Origin of the sequence: Sphingomonas sp. NFX23, from assembly GCF_049887795.1 — a bacterium.
GTDB lineage: Bacteria > Pseudomonadota > Alphaproteobacteria > Sphingomonadales > Sphingomonadaceae > Sphingomonas.
Window position 1 is genome coordinate 1 of sequence record NZ_JAGEKH010000005.1, and the last position, 20,118, is coordinate 20,118.

The 20,118-nt window shown below is 65.1% G+C and carries 20 protein-coding genes; 5 read left to right on the top strand and 15 right to left on the bottom strand.

Going from position 1 to position 20,118, the window contains the following annotated elements:
* Positions 1 to 882: 882 nt before the first annotated feature.
* The 11 genes from lpdA to J4O76_RS13805 all read right to left on the bottom strand — a co-directional run bounded on the left by lpdA (position 883) and on the right by J4O76_RS13805 (position 13,089).
* On the bottom strand, positions 883 to 2,289 hold the full coding sequence (lpdA, locus tag J4O76_RS13755; protein WP_426282458.1) for a dihydrolipoyl dehydrogenase: 1,407 nt from the start codon (positions 2,287 to 2,289) through the stop codon (positions 883 to 885).
* 21 nt (positions 2,290 to 2,310) lie between these two features.
* Positions 2,311 to 2,805, bottom strand: coding sequence for a DUF1877 family protein (locus tag J4O76_RS13760; RefSeq protein WP_426282459.1), 495 nt, complete (start codon positions 2,803 to 2,805; stop codon positions 2,311 to 2,313).
* Between the two features lie 14 nt (positions 2,806 to 2,819).
* Positions 2,820 to 4,082, bottom strand: coding sequence for a 2-oxoglutarate dehydrogenase complex dihydrolipoyllysine-residue succinyltransferase (gene odhB / locus J4O76_RS13765; RefSeq protein ID WP_056060656.1), 1,263 nt, complete (start codon positions 4,080 to 4,082; stop codon positions 2,820 to 2,822).
* 126 nt (positions 4,083 to 4,208) lie between these two features.
* On the bottom strand, positions 4,209 to 7,145 hold the full coding sequence (locus J4O76_RS13770) for a 2-oxoglutarate dehydrogenase E1 component (protein ID WP_426282460.1): 2,937 nt from the start codon (positions 7,143 to 7,145) through the stop codon (positions 4,209 to 4,211).
* A 160-nt stretch (positions 7,146 to 7,305) separates the two neighbouring features.
* A complete protein-coding gene (gene sucD / locus J4O76_RS13775) occupies positions 7,306 to 8,190 on the bottom strand; it encodes a succinate--CoA ligase subunit alpha (RefSeq protein ID WP_132896083.1) in 885 nt (294 codons plus the stop codon).
* A gap of 55 nt (positions 8,191 to 8,245) precedes the next feature.
* The gene (locus J4O76_RS13780; protein ID WP_426282461.1) at positions 8,246 to 8,542 is read right to left on the bottom strand and encodes a GIY-YIG nuclease family protein; all 297 of its coding nucleotides are present in this window, start codon (positions 8,540 to 8,542) and stop codon (positions 8,246 to 8,248) included.
* A 75-nt stretch (positions 8,543 to 8,617) separates the two neighbouring features.
* Positions 8,618 to 9,580, bottom strand: a complete 963-nt coding sequence (mdh, locus tag J4O76_RS13785; RefSeq protein ID WP_056047455.1) for a malate dehydrogenase — start codon at positions 9,578 to 9,580, stop codon at positions 8,618 to 8,620.
* 127 nt (positions 9,581 to 9,707) lie between these two features.
* Complete coding sequence (zapE, locus tag J4O76_RS13790; RefSeq protein ID WP_426282462.1) at positions 9,708 to 10,799, bottom strand: cell division protein ZapE; 1,092 nt, start codon at positions 10,797 to 10,799, stop codon at positions 9,708 to 9,710.
* A 122-nt stretch (positions 10,800 to 10,921) separates the two neighbouring features.
* Entirely contained in the window at positions 10,922 to 11,401 is a 480-nt protein-coding gene (locus tag J4O76_RS13795; RefSeq protein WP_426282463.1) for a PaaI family thioesterase, read from the bottom strand.
* Between the two features lie 190 nt (positions 11,402 to 11,591).
* On the bottom strand, positions 11,592 to 12,374 hold the full coding sequence (locus J4O76_RS13800) for a succinate dehydrogenase iron-sulfur subunit (protein WP_426282464.1): 783 nt from the start codon (positions 12,372 to 12,374) through the stop codon (positions 11,592 to 11,594).
* Between the two features lie 133 nt (positions 12,375 to 12,507).
* Positions 12,508 to 13,089, bottom strand: coding sequence for a ClpP family protease (locus tag J4O76_RS13805; protein WP_426282465.1), 582 nt, complete (start codon positions 13,087 to 13,089; stop codon positions 12,508 to 12,510).
* Between the two features lie 99 nt (positions 13,090 to 13,188).
* On the opposite strand from J4O76_RS13805, the gene J4O76_RS13810 reads away from it, so the two are divergent.
* Entirely contained in the window at positions 13,189 to 13,437 is a 249-nt protein-coding gene (locus J4O76_RS13810) for a type II toxin-antitoxin system Phd/YefM family antitoxin (RefSeq protein WP_156348804.1), read from the top strand.
* Positions 13,424 to 13,714, top strand: coding sequence for a type II toxin-antitoxin system RelE family toxin (locus J4O76_RS13815; RefSeq protein ID WP_107964064.1), 291 nt, complete (start codon positions 13,424 to 13,426; stop codon positions 13,712 to 13,714). Before J4O76_RS13810 ends, J4O76_RS13815 begins: the two co-directional genes overlap by 14 nt.
* 88 nt (positions 13,715 to 13,802) lie before the next feature.
* Here J4O76_RS13815 and J4O76_RS13820 read toward each other — a convergent pair whose 3' ends face one another.
* The 4 genes from J4O76_RS13820 to sdhC are packed head-to-tail and all read right to left on the bottom strand — an operon-like array spanning position 13,803 to position 16,673.
* Positions 13,803 to 14,075, bottom strand: a complete 273-nt coding sequence (locus J4O76_RS13820) for a hypothetical protein (protein WP_426282466.1) — start codon at positions 14,073 to 14,075, stop codon at positions 13,803 to 13,805.
* Positions 14,075 to 15,877 carry a succinate dehydrogenase flavoprotein subunit gene (sdhA, locus tag J4O76_RS13825; protein WP_056047438.1) on the bottom strand — a complete coding sequence of 601 codons (1,803 nt, stop codon included), beginning with the start codon at positions 15,875 to 15,877 and terminating at the stop codon, positions 14,075 to 14,077. The genes J4O76_RS13820 and sdhA overlap by 1 nt, the downstream gene beginning before the upstream one ends.
* On the bottom strand, positions 15,877 to 16,263 hold the full coding sequence (gene sdhD, locus J4O76_RS13830; protein ID WP_056060687.1) for a succinate dehydrogenase, hydrophobic membrane anchor protein: 387 nt from the start codon (positions 16,261 to 16,263) through the stop codon (positions 15,877 to 15,879). Before sdhD ends, sdhA begins: the two co-directional genes overlap by 1 nt.
* Positions 16,263 to 16,673 (bottom strand): succinate dehydrogenase, cytochrome b556 subunit, encoded by a 411-nt coding sequence (sdhC, locus tag J4O76_RS13835; protein WP_426282467.1) that lies wholly within the window; start codon positions 16,671 to 16,673, stop codon positions 16,263 to 16,265. The genes sdhD and sdhC overlap by 1 nt, the downstream gene beginning before the upstream one ends.
* A 267-nt stretch (positions 16,674 to 16,940) precedes the next feature.
* On the opposite strand from sdhC, the gene J4O76_RS13840 reads away from it, so the two are divergent.
* The 3 genes from J4O76_RS13840 (at position 16,941) to J4O76_RS13850 (ending at position 19,968) form a co-directional block, all read left to right on the top strand.
* Positions 16,941 to 18,284 carry a methyl-accepting chemotaxis protein gene (locus J4O76_RS13840; protein ID WP_056061736.1) on the top strand — a complete coding sequence of 448 codons (1,344 nt, stop codon included), beginning with the start codon at positions 16,941 to 16,943 and terminating at the stop codon, positions 18,282 to 18,284.
* A 69-nt stretch (positions 18,285 to 18,353) separates the two neighbouring features.
* Positions 18,354 to 19,043 (top strand): SDR family NAD(P)-dependent oxidoreductase, encoded by a 690-nt coding sequence (locus tag J4O76_RS13845; RefSeq protein WP_426282468.1) that lies wholly within the window; start codon positions 18,354 to 18,356, stop codon positions 19,041 to 19,043.
* Entirely contained in the window at positions 19,033 to 19,968 is a 936-nt protein-coding gene (locus tag J4O76_RS13850) for a 50S ribosomal protein L11 methyltransferase (RefSeq protein ID WP_426282469.1), read from the top strand. Before J4O76_RS13845 ends, J4O76_RS13850 begins: the two co-directional genes overlap by 11 nt.
* Positions 19,969 to 20,118 lie beyond the last annotated feature (150 nt).

Consider the following 20,118-nt stretch of genomic DNA (forward strand, 5'->3'; position numbering starts at 1 on the left):
GGCTTGGTGGGGGTGCTGCCGTCAAAGACCTCGCAGATCGTGAGCTTGCGGCGGGTCACGCTGCCACGTGATCGCGCCCCCGCCCCCCTAACCTCCATCCCCCACCCCACTTACCCCCCCGTCATCCCGGCGGACGCCGGGACCCATGGTCGCGGACCGGGTCATGATGGGGGATATCATTGGGTCCACCGCAACCGTGGATCCCGGCGTTCGCCAGGATGACGGAAGGGGTGTGGGTTGGTGAGTTTGAGAGGGGTGCGGAGCTTGCGGCTTTGGAATGGGTGATGCCGTCAAAGACCTTGCAGATCGTGAACTTGCGACGGTTCGCGCTGCCGGTTGATCGCGCCCTTGCCCCCTAACCTCCTTCCCCTACCCCTCCTACCATCCCGTCATCCCGGCGGACGCCGGGACCCATGGTCGCGGACCGGATAGTGATGGGGGGATATCATTTGGTCCACCGTAACCGTGGGTCCCGGCGTTCGCCGGGATGACGGAAGGGGGTGGGTTGGGCTTTGCGGGTGGACGGGGGTGTGGCGAACTGGTGAACTGGTGAACTGCGAACTGCGAACTGCGAACTGCGAACTGCGAACTGCGAACTGGCGAACTGGCGAACTGGCGAACTGGCGAACTGCGGCAACATCCATCCCCCGATCGAACTCAACCGTCGCCCCCTCCTCCACGTTCACCGCCTCGCCTGCATCTTCAACTCTCGCGCTGCAACGCCGAGAGGGCGCCGGTGGATTGCCACCGACGCCCTCTCAATCTTACTTCACTCGGTGATGCGCAGCCCTGCTTGGCCGGACAGGGGCAAAGCCCCTGTCGTCGGACGGCGCTGGAGCGCCGCCGGCCGGGCACGCCCTTTGGATTCACATTTAGCTTTTGCTAAATGTGAATGGGCTTGCCCTGAACCGCCATCGCCGCTTCCTTGATCGCCTCGGCATGCGTCGGATGCGCATGGCACGTGTAGGCGATGTCTTCGCTGGTCGCGCCGAATTCCATCGCGATGGCGGCTTCGGCGATCAGCGTGCCGGCGAGGCTCGAGACGATCCAGACGCCGAGGACGCGGTCGGTTTTGGCGTCGGCGATGATCTTCACGAAGCCGTCGGTGTCGCGGTTGGTCTTGGCGCGGCTGTTCGCGGCGAACGGGAACTTGCCGACCTTGATGCCACCAGATTCGGCGGTCTTGTCGCGCGCGGCCTCTTCCGTGAGGCCGACGCCGGCGATCTCGGGCATCGTGTAGACGACGCTCGGGATGACGTCCTCGTTGACGATGCCGGTCTGGCCGGCGATGTTTTCCGCGACCGCGACGCCCTCGTCCTCGGCCTTGTGCGCGAGCATCAGGCCGGGGATGCAGTCGCCGATCGCCCAGACGCCGTCGACCTTGGTGCGGAAGCTGTGGTCGGTTTCGATCTGGCCGCGCTTGTTGAGCTCGAGGCCGATGGCTTCGAGGTTGAGGCCGTCAACGTTGGCCTTGCGCCCGATCGAGACGAGCACCGCGTCGGCGGTCAGCGTCTCGGACGCGCCACCCGCGGCGGGCTCGACGGTGACGGTCGCGACGCCGTCAGCGACGGTTACGCCGGTGACCTTGGTCGAGAGCTTCAGCTCCATGCCCTGCTTCTTGAAGAGCTTGGCGGTCTCGCGGCGGACTTCGCCGTCGAAGCCGGGGAGGATCTGGTCGACGAACTCGACGACCGTGACCTTCGCGCCGAGACGACGCCAGACGCTACCGAGTTCGAGGCCGATCACGCCGCCGCCGATGACGACCATGTGCTCGGGGACCTTGGGGATCTCGAGCGCGCCGGTGCTGTCGACGACGGTCTTCTGGTCGACTTCGACGCCGGGGAGCGGCATGACCGAGGAACCGGTGGCGATGACGATGTTCTTCGCGGTGACCTTCTGGCCGGCGATGTCGACGGTGTGCGCGTCCTGGAACGCGGCCTTGCCCTTGAGCCAGGTCACCTTGTTCTTCTTGAACAGGAATTCGACGCCGCCGGTCAGTTCCTTGACGGCCTTGGCCTTCTCGGCGTGCATCTGGTCGAGGTTCAGGGTGACGCCCTGGAAGTCGATGCCGAACTTGGTGAGGTGGCCGCCCTTGGCCTCCTCGTAGATCTCGGAGGCGTGGAGCAGCGCCTTCGACGGGATGCAGCCGACGTTGAGGCAGGTGCCGCCCAGCGTCTCGCGGGATTCGGCACAAGCGGTGCGCAGGCCGAGCTGCGCTGCACGGATCGCCGCGACGTAACCGCCGGGGCCCGCACCGATCACGAGGACGTCATAGTCGTAGTCAGCCATTGTCTCTAATCCCGTTCATCATCATGCGAGGACCCGAATGGCCCCACAGCCGGCATCCGCGCAGGATGCCGCAAATCGGCGCAGGGCAGGAACACCCTGCAAGATATATTCGAGCGCCTCTGGTCCTTCATTTAGGAAGGAATCCGCGAGATACACGTCCTGGGCTGCCATCGCCGCGGGATCGTACCGTTGCGCCAAACTACCGTCGTCCAGCGCTTTGAGCGCCGCATCGAATGTCACCATGCGCTCGGGCGGCACGATCGAATATTCGAGCGAGCCGATACCGTCGCTGCTTTGCATCGGCGTTTCCTCGGCGATGATCCCGAGCGCGTGCCCCATCCCATAGGCTTCGCCCGTCAGCATAAAGTGCAGCGCCTGCCACGCCTTATCGAACTCAACGAGATCCTGGTCCGGTGCGGCGTCATCGAAAACGAAATCCGGAACACCGCGCGGGTCGGCTTGAAGACGCGCAATATCAGCAATGCTGGCCCGACGGAGGTACATTACCATGCCCATCGGGCCAGTCTCCCTTAAAGGTCGATAAGAATCCGCGTCGGATCCTCGATAGCATTTTTCAGCGCCACCAGGAACGTCACGGCTTCGCGGCCGTCGATCAGGCGGTGGTCGTAGCTGAGCGCCAAATACATCATCGGGCGAATGACGATCTGGCCGTTGACGACGACCGGGCGCTCCTCGATGCGGTGGAGGCCCAGCACCGCCGACTGCGGCGGGTTGATGATCGGGGTCGACATCAGCGAGCCGAACACGCCGCCGTTCGAGATCGTGAAGGTGCCGCCCTTCATCTCGTCCATCTTGAGCGCGCCTTCCTTCGCGCGCTTGCCGAAGTCGCCGATCGTCTTCTCGATCGTCGCGACCGACATCTGGTCGGCATCGCGGATCACGGGGACGACGAGGCCGCCCGGCGACGAGACCGCGACCGAGATGTCGGCATAGTCGTGATAGACAATGTCGTCACCGTCGATCGACGCGTTGACCGACGGGATGTCGCGCAACGCCATCGTCGCGGCCTTCACGAAGAAGCCCATGAAGCCGAGGCGAACGCCGTGCTTCTTCTCGAACAGGTCCTTGTACTTGGCGCGTGCCTCGATCACCGCGGTCATGTCGACGTCGTTGAACGTCGTCAGCATCGCGGCGGTGTTCTGCGCTTCCTTGAGGCGCTTGGCGATCGTCTGGCGGAGGCGCGTCATGCGGACACGCTCTTCGCCGCGACCCGATGCGGCGGCGGGCGCTGCTGCCGGAGCGGGCGCTGCGGCGGGCGCAGGTGCTGGCTTGCTCGACGCGGCGGCGGTCACGTCTTCCTTGGTGATGCGACCGTCGCGGCCGGTGCCCTTGACCGTGCCAGGGTCGACGCCGTGCTCGAGGACCGCGCGGCGGACCGAGGGGGACAGAGCTGCGGGGGAGTCGCTGGTGCCGGCACCGGGCTGGTCGCCATAGCCTGCGCCGGACTCGTCCTTGGCGGGCGCGGACGGCGTCGCGGTCGCGGCGGGCTCGGGCGCCTTTGCGGTAGCGGGGGCCGGAGCAGCGGCGGCGCCGTCACCGGAGTCGATCGTGGCGAGCATCGCGCCGACCTGCACGGTGTCGCCGACGGCGACGGCGTGCTGTCCCATGACGCCGGCGACCGGCGACGGAACTTCGACCGAGACCTTGTCGGTCTCGAGGCTGGCGATCGGCTCGTCGACCGCGACGGGATCGCCGGGCTGCTTCAGCCACTCGCCGAGGGTGGCTTCGGTGATCGATTCACCCAGGACGGGGACGGTGACTTCGGTTGCCATTTTCTCGTTTCCTCCACCCCGGCGTAGGCCGGGGTCCAGTTACGAAACGCTGAGTGGCCGGCGTTTCGCTCAATTACATCTACCATCCCAATTGGGCCCCGGCCTACGCCGGGGTGGTAGAAAAACTTAGTTTGCGCGGGTGCGGCGGATTTCGTCGCGGACGGAGTGGCCGAGCGCGTCGGCGACGAGCGCGCCCTGTTCGGCCTGGTGACGCTTCATCAGGCCGGTCGCGGGCGATGCCGAGGCGTTGCGTCCGGCATAGCGCGCGCGCTTCACGCGAGAGTCGACCGTTGCCAGCGCCTCCTCGATCAGCGGCTCGACGAAGAACCAATAGCCGTTGTTCTTCGGCTCTTCCTGCGCCCAGACGATCTCCTCCAGGTTCGGCATCCGTGCGACGCGCTCGGCGATCGGGTTGCCGGGGAAGGGATAGAGCTGTTCCACGCGGACGATCTGCGTGTCGGTGTCGCCCGCCGCGTCGCGTGCCTCGATCAGGTCGTACGCGACCTTGCCGGTGCACAGGACCAGACGCTTCGTATCGACGTCGGCGGCCGGATTGGTATCCGACAACAGGCGGCGGAAGTGGCTGTCGCCCTGGAAATCCTCGGCGTTCGACACCGCCAGCTTGTGCCGCAACAACGACTTCGGCGTCATCACGATCAGCGGCTTGCGGAAGTTGCGGTGCATCTGCCGGCGGAGCAGGTGGAAATAGTTCGCCGGGCTGGTGCAGTTCGCGACCTGGATGTTGTCGTCGGCGCACGACTGGAGGAAGCGCTCGGGACGCGCCGAGCTGTGCTCAGGCCCCTGCCCTTCGTAACCGTGCGGGAGCAGCATCACGAGGCCGTTGGCGCGAAGCCACTTCGATTCGCCGGACGTGATGAACTGATCGATCATGATCTGCGCGCCGTTGACGAAATCGCCGAACTGCGCCTCCCAGAGGACCAGGGTCTTCGGGTCGGCGAGCGCATACCCGTACTCGAAGCCGAGCACGCCGTATTCGCTGAGCGGGCTGTCGAGCACTTCGAAACGACCGTGCTCGATCTCCTGCAACGGCACGTACTTGTGCTCGTCGGTCTGGTCGACCCAGACGGCATGGCGCTGCGAGAAGGTGCCGCGGCCCGAATCCTGGCCGGACAGGCGGACGCCGTATCCTTCCGAGAGCAGGCCGCCGAACGCGAGCGCCTCGCCGGTCGCCCAGTCGAAACCCTTACCCGACTTGAACATCTCGCGCTTGGCATCGATCACGCGGTTGAGCGTCTTGTGGATCTTCACGCTGTCCGGGATCGTGGTCAGCGTGCGACCGAGCGAGTCGAACAGCTTCGTGCTGAGACCCGTCTCGACGTTGCGGCGTGCCGACGCGCCGTCAGTCGGAGCGCTGAGGCCGGTCCAGCGACCGCCGAACCAGTCCGCCTTGTTCGGCTTGTACGACGACCCGGCTTCGAACTCACCCTCGAGGCGGAGCGTGAACTGCTTCACGTTCTCGTCGATCCAGGGCTGGTCGATCACGCCTTCCTTGATCAGGCGATCGCCGTAGACCGAGCTGACGCCGGGGTGCTTGCGGATGATGTCGTACATCAGCGGCTGCGTGAAGGACGGCTCGTCGCCCTCGTTGTGGCCGAAGCGGCGATAGCACCACATGTCGATCACGATGTCGCGGTGGAACTTCTGGCGGAATTCCATCGCCATCTTGGTCGCGAAGGTGACCGCCTCGGGATCGTCGCCATTGACGTGGAAGACCGGCGCCTGGACGCCCTTGGCGACGTCCGACGGGTAAGGCGACGAGCGCGCGAACTGCGGCGAGGTCGTGAAGCCGACCTGGTTGTTGATGATGAAGTGGACGCAGCCGCCGGTGTTGTAGCCGCGGATGCCGGAGAAGCCGAGGCACTCCCAGACGATACCCTGCCCCGCGAACGCCGCGTCGCCGTGGATCAGCACGGGCAGGCTTGCCACGTGATCCTTGAGATCGTTGTTAAGCGTCTGGATCGCGCGCGTCTTGCCAAGCACGACCGGGTCGGCGGCTTCGAGATGCGACGGGTTGGCGACCAGACTCATGTGAACCTTGTGGCCGTCGAACTCGCGATCGGTGCTGGTACCGAGGTGATACTTCACGTCGCCCGAACCGCCGATGTCGTCGGGGTTGGCCGAACCGCCGGCGAATTCGTGGAAGATCACGCGCAACGGCTTGGCCATCACGTTCGCCAGCACGTTGAGGCGACCGCGATGCGCCATGCCGATGACGAGCTCGCGCACGCCCATCTGCCCGCCATACTTGATCACGCTCTCAAGCGCGGGGATCATCGATTCGCCGCCGTCGAGCCCGAAGCGCTTCGTGCCGACATACTTCTTGCCGAGGAATTTCTCCCACTGCTCGGCCTGGATCACCTTGGTGAGGATCGCCTTCTTGCCGTCGGTGGAGAACTCGATCGCCTTGTCCTGGCCCTCCATGCGCTCCTGGAGGAAGCGGCGCTCCTCGACGTCGGAGATGTGCATGTATTCGAGGCCGACATTGCCGCAGTAATTCTTGCGCAACGTGTCGACGAGTTCGCGGATCGAAACCCATTCGAAGCCCATCGTGCCGCCGAGATAGACCTTCCGGTCGATGTCGGCGTCGGAGAAGCCGTGATATTCGGTCTTCAGATCCTCGGGCATCTCGCGCTTCGAAAGGCCGAGCGGATCGAGGTTTGCGGCGAGGTGACCACGGACGCGGTAGGTGCGGACGAGCAGCTGCGCGCGGATCGCGTCGGCCGCGGCCTTGGCGATCTCTTCCTTCGAAACGGGCGCAGGTGCCGCTGCTGCGGGAGCGGGCTTGCCGCCCTTGGCTGGCTTGGGCGCGGGCTCCATCTGCGTGGGATCGAGCGCCGAGGTCAGGTCGTCCGTGGTGGTGAGCGGCCAGCGGGCGCTCTCCCAGCTCGGGCCCTGCGCGGAGCCTTCGAGACCCTCGAAGAACGCGCGCCAACCGGATTCGACCGAGGCCGGGTCCGCGTTGAACTTGGCGTAGAGCGTCTCCACGAACGCCGGGCTGACGCCGGCTGCGATATCGCTGAAATCCTGGCCTTCGTAGCCCATCGTTCTCGTCCTCAGTGTCCTTCTCCCCGCGAGGGAGAAGGAGGGGCCCGCCCGCACTTGCGGGTGGGAGGGTGAGGGCACGGGCAGTCACGTGCCCTCACCCTTCCGCTACCAAGAGGCAGCTCCTTCCCTCTCCCCAAACGGGAGAGGGGTAGTCAGCTCAGCCCTTCAACACGCTCAGCAGCGTCTCGCCGAGCAGGCTGGGGCTTTCCGAAACGCGGATCCCGGCAGCTTCCATCGCCGCGATCTTGCTCTCCGCGTCGCCCTTGCCGCCCGACACGATCGCGCCGGCATGGCCCATGCGACGGCCGGGAGGCGCCGTACGGCCGGCGATGAAGCCTGCCATCGGCTTCGACCGACCGCGCTTGGCTTCGTCGCGGAGGAACTGTGCCGCCTGCTCTTCTGCGTCGCCGCCGATTTCGCCGATCATGATGATCGACTGGGTCTCGTCGTCGGCGAGGAACAGCTCGAGCACGTCGATGAAGTTCGTGCCGTTGACCGGATCGCCACCGATGCCGACCGCGGTCGTCTGACCGAGGCCTGCGTTCGACGTCTGGAACACCGCCTCATAGGTGAGCGTGCCTGAACGGCTGACAACGCCGACCGAACCCTTCTTGAAGATCGAACCGGGCATGATGCCGATCTTGCACTCGCCGGGGGTCAGCACGCCGGGGCAGTTCGGGCCGATGAGACGCGACTTGGAACCCGACAGCGCGCGCTTGACCTTGACCATGTCGAGCACCGGAATGCCCTCGGTGATCGCGACGATCAGCTCGATCTCGGCGTCGATCGCCTCGAGGATCGAATCGGCGGCGAAGGGGGGCGGCACGTAGATGACAGACGCGGTCGCGCCGGTCATCGCCTTGGCTTCGGCGACGGTGTTGTAGACGGGGAGGTCGAGGTGGGTCGTACCGCCCTTGCCGGGCGTGACGCCGCCGACCATCTGCGTGCCGTATTCCAGCGCCATCTTGGTATGAAAGCTGCCGGTTTCGCCGGTCATGCCTTGCGTGATGACCTTGGTGTTCTTGTCGACGAGGATGCTCATTCTATCTCCAGTCCGGTCCGCCCCGGCGAAGGCCGGGGTCCAGTTGGGAAGGCGGTCATGGTAACGCGATACGATCGTACAGGTCGACCCAAGCAGGATTGAACCCTTCGATCTCACGCACTTTCCAGGCCCGCTTCCACTCCTTCATTTGCAGCTCGCGCTGCCGTGCCGCTTCCCATTCACCGCAGGCCTCGTACCAGACGAGGATCTTGCAGCCGTAACGCTTGGTAAAACCGCCAAAACCGTTGCGGTGCTCCCACACACGCTTTGGCAGGTTTACGGTCGAACCGAGGTAGATCGCACCGTTGGGGAAGTTGGCCATGATGTAGACGAACGCTTGTTCTTCCATCATTTCGGCTTTCCCAACTGGACCCCGGCCTTCGCCGGGGTGGTGGTTACTCCTTTTGGTTCGTCACCTCACCTCAAATCAGTTCAGCGAACCGTCGATACCCTTGCAGGCGACGATCAGCTCCTTGACCGCGTCGACCGACACGGTGAGGTTCTGCTTCGCTTCATCATCAAGCTTGATCTCGACGATCTTCTCGACGCCGCCGGCACCGATCACCACCGGCACGCCGACGTACAGATCGGTAAGGCCGTACTCGCCCGACACATACGCCGCCGCCGGCAGCACGCGCTTCTGATCGTACAGATACGCCTCGGCCATCGCGATGCCGCTGGTCGCCGGCGCGTAGTACGCCGAGCCCGTCTTCAGCAGCGCGACGATCTCGCCGCCGCCGCCGCGCGTGCGCTTGACGATCGCGTCGATCTTTTCCTGGCTCGACATGCCCATCGCGATGAGATCGGGAACCGGGATGCCCGACACGGTCGAGTAGCTGATGACCGGAACCATCGTGTCGCCGTGGCCGCCGAGCACGAAGCTGGTGACGTCCTTGACCGAGACCTTGAACTCGTCGGCGAGGAAGTGGCTGAAGCGCGCCGAATCGAGCACGCCGGCCATGCCGACGACCATGTGATGCGGCAGCCCGGAGAACTCGCGGAGTGCCCACACCATCGCGTCGAGCGGGTTGGTGATGCAGATCACGAAAGCGTTCGGGGCGTTGGCCTTGATGCCCTCGCCGACGGCCTTCATGACCTTCAGGTTGATGCCGAGCAGGTCGTCGCGGCTCATGCCGGGCTTCCGTGCGACACCGGCGGTGACGATGATGACGTCCGCGCCGGCGATGTCGGCGTAGTCGTTCGAGCCGGTGATCTGCGAGTCGAAGCCTTCGACCGGGCCGCACTGCGACAGGTCGAGCGCCTTGCCCTGGGGGATGCCCTCGGCGACGTCGAACAGGACGATATCGCCAAGGCCCTTGAGTGCTGCGAGGTGCGCGAGCGTACCGCCGATGTTACCGGCGCCGATCAGCGCGATCTTCTTGCGAGCCATTCCAATCCGTCTCCGTCTGATGTGCGGGGTGATTGGTGACGCCGGTTACGCGCATTATCCCGCTACGGCAACCGCTAAAAGGACAAAAGCGGGTTGTTATTGCAACTAGTTCGCATGTGCAATAAGCTTAGAGGTGGCCCTCGGCGAGATAGTCCTCTGAGCGCATCTCCTCGAGGCGACTGATCGTGCGGTCGAACTCGAAGCGCCCGTCACCGCTTTCGTAGAGGTCGCCGGGTTGCGCATCGGCGGCGGCGAGGAGCTTCACCTTGTGCTCGTACAGCGCGTCGATCAGCGCGACGAAGCGCGCCGCCTCGTTGCGGTTCTCGGGGCCGAGCTTGGGGATGCCGACGAGGATGACGGTGTGGAATTTCCGCGCAATGGCGAGGTAGTCGGCCACTCCCCTCGCCTCGCCGCACAGCTTCTTGAAGCTGAACACCGCGACGCCCTTGAGCGACTTGGGCACCCGGAGCGTGCGGCCCTGGACGATCAGGTCCTCGGCGGGGACGTGCTCGCTGTCGTCGGTCGAGAAGTCGGTGAGGCGGAAGAACGCGGCGGAGAGTTGCGCGGTCGCCTCGGGGCCGTTGGGAACGAGCCAGGTGTCCTGGCTGCCGAGACGGTCGCGGCGATAGTCGACCGGGCCGTTGAGCGGGAGGACGTCGAGGCGCTGTTCGATGGTTGCGATGAAGGGCAGGAAATGCTCGCGGTTGAGGCCGTTCTTGTAGAGATCGGCGGGCGGGCGGTTCGAGGTGGTGACGATCGTCACGCCGGAATCGAGCAGCGAGGTCACCAGCCGCGAGAGTATCATCGCGTCGGGGCTGTTGGTGACCATCATCTCGTCGAACGCGAGCAGCCGCGTCTCGTCGGCGATCGCGGTGGCGACGGGGACGATCGGGTCGCCGACTTCCTTGCGACGCTCGGCGGCGATGCGCGCGTGGACCTCGAGCATGAACTCGCCGAAATGCACGCGGCGTTTTTTGTCGACTGGCGCGTTGGCGAAGAACAGGTCCATCAGCATCGACTTGCCGCGGCCCACGCCGCCCCAGAGATAGACGCCGCGGGGGTCGGGTTTTTTGGAGAAGCGGGCGAAGAAGCCGGTGGATTTTGGGGTGGCGAGTTCGGTAGCGAGGGTGTTGAGGCGGGTGGCGGCGGCGGCTTGTTCGGGGTCGGGACGGAGTTCGCCGGATGCTACGAGCGCTTCGTAGGCTTTGAGTACCGTCATGCCGCCACCCCTTTACCACCCCGGCGAAGGCCGGGGCCCAGGTGGAAAGGTCGCTGTAACGGAGCGCTGCGCTTGATCAATGATCGTGTCCCAACTGGGCCCCGGCCTTCGCCGGGGTGGTGTTACGCGGCAGTGTCAGCCCTTGGAGGCTTGCCGGACGGCTTGCGGATCGTGGCCGAGAAGGCGGCGATCTTCGTGTCGTCGTCCCCTTGCACCACGAGACCCCGGAGGAACAAGAGGCGGCCGGTTTCCTTGAGCACCTCGACCTGCGCCTCGATCGGCTCGCCGACGCGGCCGCCGCCGATGAATTGCGTGTTGAGATCGAGCGTGACCGCGGTGCCGGCGGTGATCAGGCCGAAGCCTCTTGCAGCTGCGAACAGCGCGACGTCGATGAACGCGAGGAGCGCGCCGCCGTGGACGTTGTTCTGGAGGTTCGAGTGACGATGCTCGGGGGTGATGCGGACGCGGACGGTGTGGCCGTCGACGCGGTAGAGCATGGGGCCGAGCAGGGTGTTGAAGCGGGTGGGGTCGGAGAGCGACCAACTGCGCCAGCCTGGGTTGGCCGGGTCTTCGGCTTCGACGAAATGGGGTTTGTCAGTCATAAATTCCGTTCGTCCCCAGTAGGCATCGAGCTTGTCGAGATGGCGTATCGAAGGACATGTACCTCGATACGAGCTCTCGACTACGCTCGATCTCTACTCGGCACGAACGGGGTGGGGGGAAGGCAGGTCTTATCCCCCCCCCCCCCCCAAAAAGTCGGGAAAGGTAGGGCCCCTCCCCCAACCGAAGGGATCAGACGATCCGTTCTGCTTCCATCTTCTTGATCTCGGCGATCGCCTTGGCGGGGTTCAGCCCCTTGGGGCACGCGTTCGCGCAGTTCATGATGGTGTGGCAGCGGTACAGGCGGAACGGATCCTCGAGTTCGTCGAGACGCTCGCCGGTCATTTCGTCGCGGCTGTCGGCGAGCCAGCGATAGGCCTGCAACAGGATCGCGGGGCCCAGGAACTTGTCGGCGTTCCACCAATAGCTCGGGCACGAGGTCGAGCAACAGGCGCACAGGATGCACTCGTACAGGCCGTCGAGCTTCGAGCGATCTTCCGGCGACTGGAGGCGCTCCTTGCCCGAGGGCGGCGGGGTGACGGTCTGCAGCCACGGCTTGATCGACGAGTACTGAGCATAGAAATGCGTGAAGTCGGGGACCAGGTCCTTGATCACGTCCATGTGCGGCAACGGGGTGATCTGGACCTCGCCCTTGCAATCCTCGATCGCGGTCGTGCAGGCTAGGCCGTTCTTGCCGTTGATGTTCATCGAGCACGAGCCGCAGATCCCCTCGCGGCACGAGCGGCGGAAGGTGAGCGAGGAATCCTGCTCGCTCTTCATCTTGATCAGCGCGTCGAGCACCATGGGGCCGGTGTCGTCGAGATCCAGCGCGAACGTATCGTAGCGCGGGTTCTCGCCGCTGTCTGGATCGTAGCGATAAACCTTGAACGATTTCAGACGCTTACCCCCGTTTGCGGGCGCATGCTTGACGCCCTTCTTGATGACGCTGTTTTTCGGGAGCGAGAATTCGGCCATTGCGAGCGGTCCGTCCGTGGTGTGATTATAGGTTGTCAGAGCCGATACATGACAGCGGCCCTCCCCGCAAATCCTTAGCTTCGCGGGTGCAACATGGGTCACACCCGCTGTCGCGTCGGCTGCGCTTGCCTGCTCAGATGATGTCGAGGACGAGCCCGAGGTCGCGGGCTTCCTCGGCTTCGATGTACCAGTTGGAGGGGGCCTTCTTCTTCAATTCCTCGAGCGACACCTTCGAGCCCTCGACGATCGCCCGAAAACCTTCCTCCTGGATGTTGATCGAGTCCTCGATCTCGTGGAGCTTGGCCTTGAGCGTGTAGGACAGTGTGTTGAGCGGGCCGTTGAGTTCGATCGTGCTCTGCATCTGGCGCTCGTGGATCATGATGCGGCTGTTGCGCGTCAGGAAACGGCTGTCGACCGGGAAGGCGGACATGAACGTCGCGCCGGCGGAATAGACCGCGACCTTGCCGAGGAAAAGCGTCTCGCGGCCGGTATATTCGCGCAGCAGGCGGATGTTGTCGCCCATCGCGCGCGCGACTTCGGGGTCGCCGCCGAGCGTGGTGATCGAGACGACCAGCGGACCCTCGGTGGGCGCGGCGACGAGTTGCGACTTGAAATTGGCGTACATCGCGTCGTCGACGGGGCCATGGAGGTGGATGTGGGGGGCGGCCAGCAGTGGGTAGTTGCGGGCGTTCGAAGCGGGGGATGTGTCGGTCATGCCGCGGCAAACTTTTGCGGGCGCGGTGGGTTCCTGATGAGTTGCGGCATATCAGCACAGTGATTTGGCGTGACCTGTTCGACGTGCTACAAAGCGGTCATGATTGAAACCATCCATGCCGGCGCGACGGTTAGCATCAGCGACCTGAAGAAGAATCCGTCTGGAGTCATCGAGGCTGCGGGTGGATTTCCAGTTGCCGTCCTCAATCGGAATACGCCTGCTGCGTATCTGGTGCCGGCGGCGGCTTGGGAAGAATTGATGGACCGGTTGGAGGACGTCGAACTGGCAGACCTGGTGCGGGCGCGTGCCGACGAGGTGCCGGTCGCGGTGTCGCTTGGCGACCTATAGTCTCGCGTTCCTGCCGAGTGCGCTGCGGGAATGGGAGAAGCTTGGCGCCAATGTTCGCGAGCAGTTCAAGGCGAAGCTGACCGAGCGGTTGGGCGAGCCGCATATTGCGAGTGCGCGACTGAGTGGGATGGCCGGGTGCTACAAGATCAAGCTGAGGGCTGCGGGGTATCGACTTGTGTACCGGGTGGACGATGGCCTGGTGACGGTGATCGTCGTGGCGGTCGGGCGGCGGGATCGTAATCTGGTGTACAAGATCGCGGCAGGGCGGCTCGATTAGTCGTCGGCGTTGCGCCTGGAGCTTGTTTCCCCGCGAAGGCGGGGATCCAGACTGGGCTCCCGCCTTCGCGGGAGAACAAGGAAGAGGGTCAGGCCTTCCCGGCCGTGCGCTTGTACTGGAGAAGCCAGCCTACCAAGCCGCCCGGGACGCCGCCTACCAGCGAGAACAGCGCGTAGAAGGTTATCGCTATCTTCTGGGGTTCTTCGCCTACACCGCGAGGTTCGATGGCGAAGACGTAGATCGCGGTCAGTAGCGCGACGACCACCGGCCATAGGAAGCCGGCGATCATCGGTTGGAAGCGCGTCAGGAGCCCCACCGCGACGGGCACGAGGAACCCGATCGCGATGATGGCCCAGGTCATTAGTATACCCGCTTCTTGGGCTTGATGTAGTCGATGTCGTCGGTGAGCGTGTAGTCGTGGACCGGGCGGAAATCGATCTTGGTCTCGCCGCCCTTGCCGCCCCAGCCGTTGAAGGTGGTGATGGTGTGCTTCATCCAGTTCGCGTCGTCGCGCTCGGGGAAATCCTCGTGCATGTGGGCGCCGCGCGACTCGGTGCGGTTGGCGGCCGAGTTCATCGTCACGACCGCCTGGCCGATCAGATTGTCGAGCTCCATCGTCTCGACCAGATCGGTGTTCCAGATCATGCTGCGATCCTTCACGGCGACGTCGGTCATCCGGCTGTAGATCCCGGCCATCTTCTCGACGCCCTGGTTGAGCAGTTCGGTGTCGCGGAACACGGCGCAATGCTTCTGCATGGTCTGCTGCATGTCGAGACGGATCTGCGCGGTCGGCGAACCGCCGCTCGCGTTGCGGAAATGGTCGAGACGCGTCAGCGCGAGATCTTCCGACCCCTTGGGCAGCGGCGCGTGCGCGGTGCCCGGCTTCAGCGTGTCCTTGATCCGCAGGCCGGTCGCGCGGCCGAACACCACGAGATCGATCAGGCTGTTCGAGCCGAGCCGATTGGCACCGTGGACCGAGACGCAGGCAGCCTCACCGACCGCGAACAGGCCGGGGACGACCGCATCGGGGTTGCCATCGACGAGGTTGACGACTTCGCCGTGGAAGTTCGTCGGGATGCCGCCCATGTTGTAATGCACGGTCGGCGTGACCGGCAGCGGCTGGCGCGTGAGGTCGACGCCGGCGAAGACTTTCCCAGTCTCGGTGATGCCCGGCAGGCGCTCGGCGAGCACCTTGGGATCGATGTGATCGAGGTGCAGGAAGATGTGGTCGCCGTTCTTGCCGACGCCGCGGCCTTCACGCATTTCGAGCGCCATCGAGCGGCTGACGACGTCGCGCGAGGCGAGGTCCTTCGCCGACGGGGCATAGCGCTCCATGAAGCGCTCGCCCTCGGAGTTGGTCAGGTAACCGCCCTCACCGCGTGCGCCCTCGGTGATGAGCACGCCCGCGCCGTAGATGCCGGTCGGGTGGAACTGGACGAACTCCATGTCCTGCAACGGAAGCCCGGCGCGGAGCACCATCGCGTTGCCGTCGCCGGTGCAGGTGTGCGCCGAGGTCGCCGAGAAATAGACGCGGCCATAGCCACCGGTGGCGAGCACGGTCTGGTGGCTCCGGAAGCGGTGGATCGAGCCGTCTTCCATGCACAGCGCGATGACGCCGCGGCAGACGCCGTTTTCCATGATCAGGTCGAGCGCGAAATACTCGACGAAGAAGTCCGTGTTGTACTTCAGGCTCTGCTGGTACAGCGCGTGGAGCATCGCATGGCCGGTGCGATCGGCGGCGGCGGCGGTGCGCTGGACCGGGGGGCCCTCGCCCATGTTCTGCATGTGGCCGCCGAACGGACGCTGATAGATCGTGCCGTTCTCGTTACGGCTGAACGGCATGCCGGCATGTTCGAGCTCGTACACCGCCTGCGGGGCCTCGCGGCAGAGATACTCGATCGCGTCCTGGTCGCCGAGCCAGTCGGACCCCTTGACGGTGTCGAACATGTGCCAGGTCCAGTGATCCGGCGAGTTGTTGCCGAGCGACGCGGCGATGCCGCCCTGTGCGGCGACGGTGTGGCTGCGGGTCGGGAAGACCTTGGTGATGCACGCGGTCTTCAAGCCGCTCTCGGCGATGCCCATCGTCGCGCGCAGGCCGGAGCCGCCGGCACCGACGACGACCGCATCATAGGTATGATCGATGATCTTGTAGGCAGCTGACATTACGCGGGAGCTCCGGAGAAGGCGACCTTCAGGATCGCGAACAGGGCGATGCCGCCCAGCGTGAAGGTGAACAGGTTGAGGAGGATCATCGTCACGACACGGCTCTCGCCATGCTGGTAATCCTCGATCACGACCTGAAGACCGAGACGGAAGTGATAGAACACCGACAGGATCAGCAGCGCCATCGGCACCGCGACCCAGGCCGACTGCAGCCACAGATGGACCGCGGCGTAATCATAGCCCGGCATCCGCGCGACCGAGATCATCAGCCACACCATGAGGAACAGGTTCGAGCCCGCCGTGAGGCGCTGCTGCCACCAGTGATGCGCACCGTGCTTGGCGCTGCCCAGGCCGCGGACGCGACCGATTGCCGTACCCGAACCCATTACTTGATCCCCATGTAGAGCCAGAACACGATCGTCAGCGCTACGCTGGCGACCATCGTCGCGATCGCGCCCATCTTGTTCCGCTTCAGTTCGTAGCCGGCGCCGATATCGAGCACCATGTGGCGGATCCCGGTCATCATGTGCTGGAACAGCGACAGCGTCAGCCCGACCGCGATGATATAGCCGAGGATGTTGAGCCGCCCGGTGTCGGTGGTGAACACGTCGACGAAGGTCGCATAGGCCTGATCGCCCGCGGCGATCGCGGCGAGCCACCAGACGAGCAGGATGCTGCCGACGGTCGCCATCCCGCTGCCGGTCACGCGGTGCAGGATCGAGACCAGCATGTGCGGGCCCCATTTATAGACCTGCAGATGGGGAGAAAGCGGGCGTGCCGGGTTGCGCGATGCCAAGGGCGGAGTCCTCGAACCAGAAGATGACGAACCAAGAACAGCTTGGCCCAGAATATATAGATTGGGCGACCTATTAGCCACCGCGTGCTGCGATGCAACCCATTGGGGCCGGTCCGATAACCCATGACACCGCGCGCGTGATGCCGTGCGGGACACGTTGGCCATGCACGTGACGTGACGTCGATCCCTAACCAGCCCTTAAGACATGGCGTGTAGCGATGGCGTCGTACATTCGATCCGGAGTTCACCGTCTTGACCACCAACGACCTGCCGGCCCCCGGCTCGATCGCGGCCTCCGTCGACCTGATGGCGCGGCTGCGGGTGTTCGATTTCGACGGATCGCTGACCGGCGCGAGCCGCGAAGTCTGGGCCGCGCTGGCGCCCGAGATCACGCATGTGTCCAGGGCGTTCTGGGAACAATGGCTGCAGTGTTTTTCAGACGAACGGATATGGGCGCCGCACGAAACCGACCAGATGATCGAGATCGGTTGCACGTTCCTGCGCAATCGCTTCCTGGACACGAGTGGACGCGCCTGGATCGAATCGATCGAGCGGTCGGTCGCGACGGCGTATGTCGCCGACGTATCGCCAATGGCGCTGCTGTCGATGATCAGCGCGAGCGACCGCGCCGCGCTGGACGTTCTGATGCGGCGGGTCGATCGGTCGGATCCGAAGCTGCCGGTGTTCATCGACACGCTGATGCGGCTGTCGGCGCTGGAGGGCGAGATCACGGTCGCGATCTATAACCGCTACCAGATGCATACCGCGCAGGTCGCGCGCGACACGCTGGCGGCGGAGTTCCGCGACGGCATCGCGGCGATGGTCGAGACCGCGACCGACGAGGGGCATATGCTGCGCGAACAGGCGTTGCGCAGCTCGGCCTCGACGCGTGCGGTGCTTGGCAAGGCGAGCGAAGTCGCGGCCGCCGCAGAGCAATCCGCGGTGGCGATGCGCGAAGCCGCGCAGACCGCCGCCGGCCTGATCCGCGCGATCGAGGATGCGCGGACCGAGGTGGAGGCTGCCGCGGAGATCGCCAATCGGGCATCGGCGCAGGCTGGCCAGGCGGTCGGCATGTCGGAAACGCTGAGCGATCATGCGAAGTCGATCGAGTCGATCCTGGGGCTGATCCGCGACATTGCCGGGCAGACCAACCTGCTCGCGTTGAACGCGACGATCGAGGCGGCGCGCGCGGGCGATGCCGGCCGCGGGTTCGCGGTGGTGGCGCAGGAGGTAAAGAGCCTCGCCAACCAGACCGCGCGGGCGACCGACGACATCGCCGCGAAGATCGCCGCGATCCAGTCGGCGACGCGCTCGACGGTGGAGACGAATGCGTCGATCAAGTCGACGGTGGCGGAGGTGCAGGAAAGCGCCGACCGCATCCGTTATGCGATGGAGGCGCAGGCGCAGACGGTCACCGCGATCACCGCGGCGGTAGACGAGACCGCGCTGGCGGCGGATTCGATGTCCAACACGATCGCCGCGATCCGCGAGGATACCGAGACGGTGGCCACCGAGATCGACGGGGTGGGTCGCGGGTTCGACGTGCTCGACGGGCGGCTCAGCAATTTGAAGAACAGCGCGGGGGATTTCGTCGCGAAGGTTGCGGCCTAGGCGCGGGCTATCGTCCTTGCGTGCGGGATTGGCGTGACGAGGCGGCGTGGCGCGCGCTAGAGGTGCGGCATGACCATTCTTCTTACAGGCTCCAGCCGCGGTATCGGCGCGGCCATTCATGCGGCGCTGACCGATGCGGGCGCGTCCGTCATCGGGCATGGGACCGCTAGCGGTATCCCGGCCGACTTCAGCGATCCCGCGGGGCCGACTGCGTTGTGGAACGCCGCGCTGGAGCAAGCTGGCGGCGCGATCGATGTGTTGATCAACAATGCTGGCGTGTTCGAGGCGGCACCGCTCGCCGATGACGACTGGACCGCGCAGTGGGAGCGGACGATGCGGATCAACCTGACCGCGTCGGCGGAGCTGTGTCGGTTGGCGGTGTTGCATTGGCAGGCGCGCGGTGTCGGCGGGCGGATCGTCAATATCGCGAGCCGGGCGGCGTATCGCGGGGATTCGCCGGCGCACTGGCATTACGCCGCGTCGAAGGCGGGGATGGTAGCGATGACCAAGACGATCGCTCGGGGCTATGCTCGGGAGGGCATCCTCGCGTTCGCGGTGTGCCCCGGGTTCACGATGACCGGGATGGCGGAAGATTATCTGTCGAGCCGTGGCGGTGATGCGTTGCTGGCGGATATTCCGCTCGGCCGGGTTGCGGCACCTGAAGAGATCGCGGCGGCGGCGAAGTTTCTTGCGTTGGAGGCGCCGGCCTCGATGACGGGGTCGGTGATCGACGTGAATGGGGCGAGCTATGTCCGATAGTTGGAAGCTCACCCTCCCCTGCACGCGCGCGGAGGCGGAGGCGATCGACGCTAGCGACGATCTGACGATCGATGGCGTGTTGATGACGACCGAGGAGATCGAGGACGACGTCGAATCGTGGCGGCTCGATGCGTATTTCGAGCATGAGCCGGCGGCGGATACGGTCGCGGCTGTGCGCGCGCTGGTGCCGAGTGCGACTGGGGCCGAGATCGTGGTCGACCGGCTGGGGGATGCGGACTGGGTGACGATGAGCCAGGCGGGGCTGGAGCCTTTGTCGGTCGGGCGGTTCTTCGTGCATACGGGGGCGCATGCGGGCGCGGTGCCGGCGGACAAGCGGGCGTTCCTGATCGAGGCGAGCCGGGCGTTCGGGACGGGGCATCACGAGACGACCAGCGGGTGTCTGGCGATGCTCGACGGGTTGGCGGACGCGTCGTTTGCGAACGTGATCGATATCGGGACTGGGACTGGGTTGCTCGCGTTTGCGGCGGCGCATCTTTGGCCTGAGGCCAGGGTGATGGGGACGGATATCGACCCGGTCTCGATCGATGTGACGGCGGAGAATGCGGCGCTTAATGGGGTCGAGGGGATCGATCTGGTTGTGGCGGATGGTACGCTGGACGATGCGATCGTGGTTCGGGCGCCGTATGATCTGGTAATCGCGAATATTCTTGCTGGGCCGCTGGTGTCGATGGCGCCGGAGATCGCTTCGATTTCGGATGTGGGGGCGACGATTGTTCTTGCCGGGTTGCTGGACACGCAGCGGGCCGGGGTGGCGGCGGCGTATGAGGCTTGCGGATGTTCGCTCGAGGCGGTCGACCGGCGGGGGGATTGGAGCGTGCTTCGGTTGCGCGCGGGGGCGGTAAGGTTCGTGGCGGAGGGGCCGTTCGATCCGAAGGGGCGCGATGGGTGGGCGTTGGATATTTGAGGTAGCGCAGGCCTTCCCTCAAGAAGGTTGTTCCCCCGCGAAGGCGGGGGTCCAGACTGGACCCCCGCCTTCGCGGGGGAACAAGTTGGGAAGCGTTGTACTCACCCCACTGCCGCCGCCACCCCGGCGGAGGCCGGGGCCCAGTTGGGC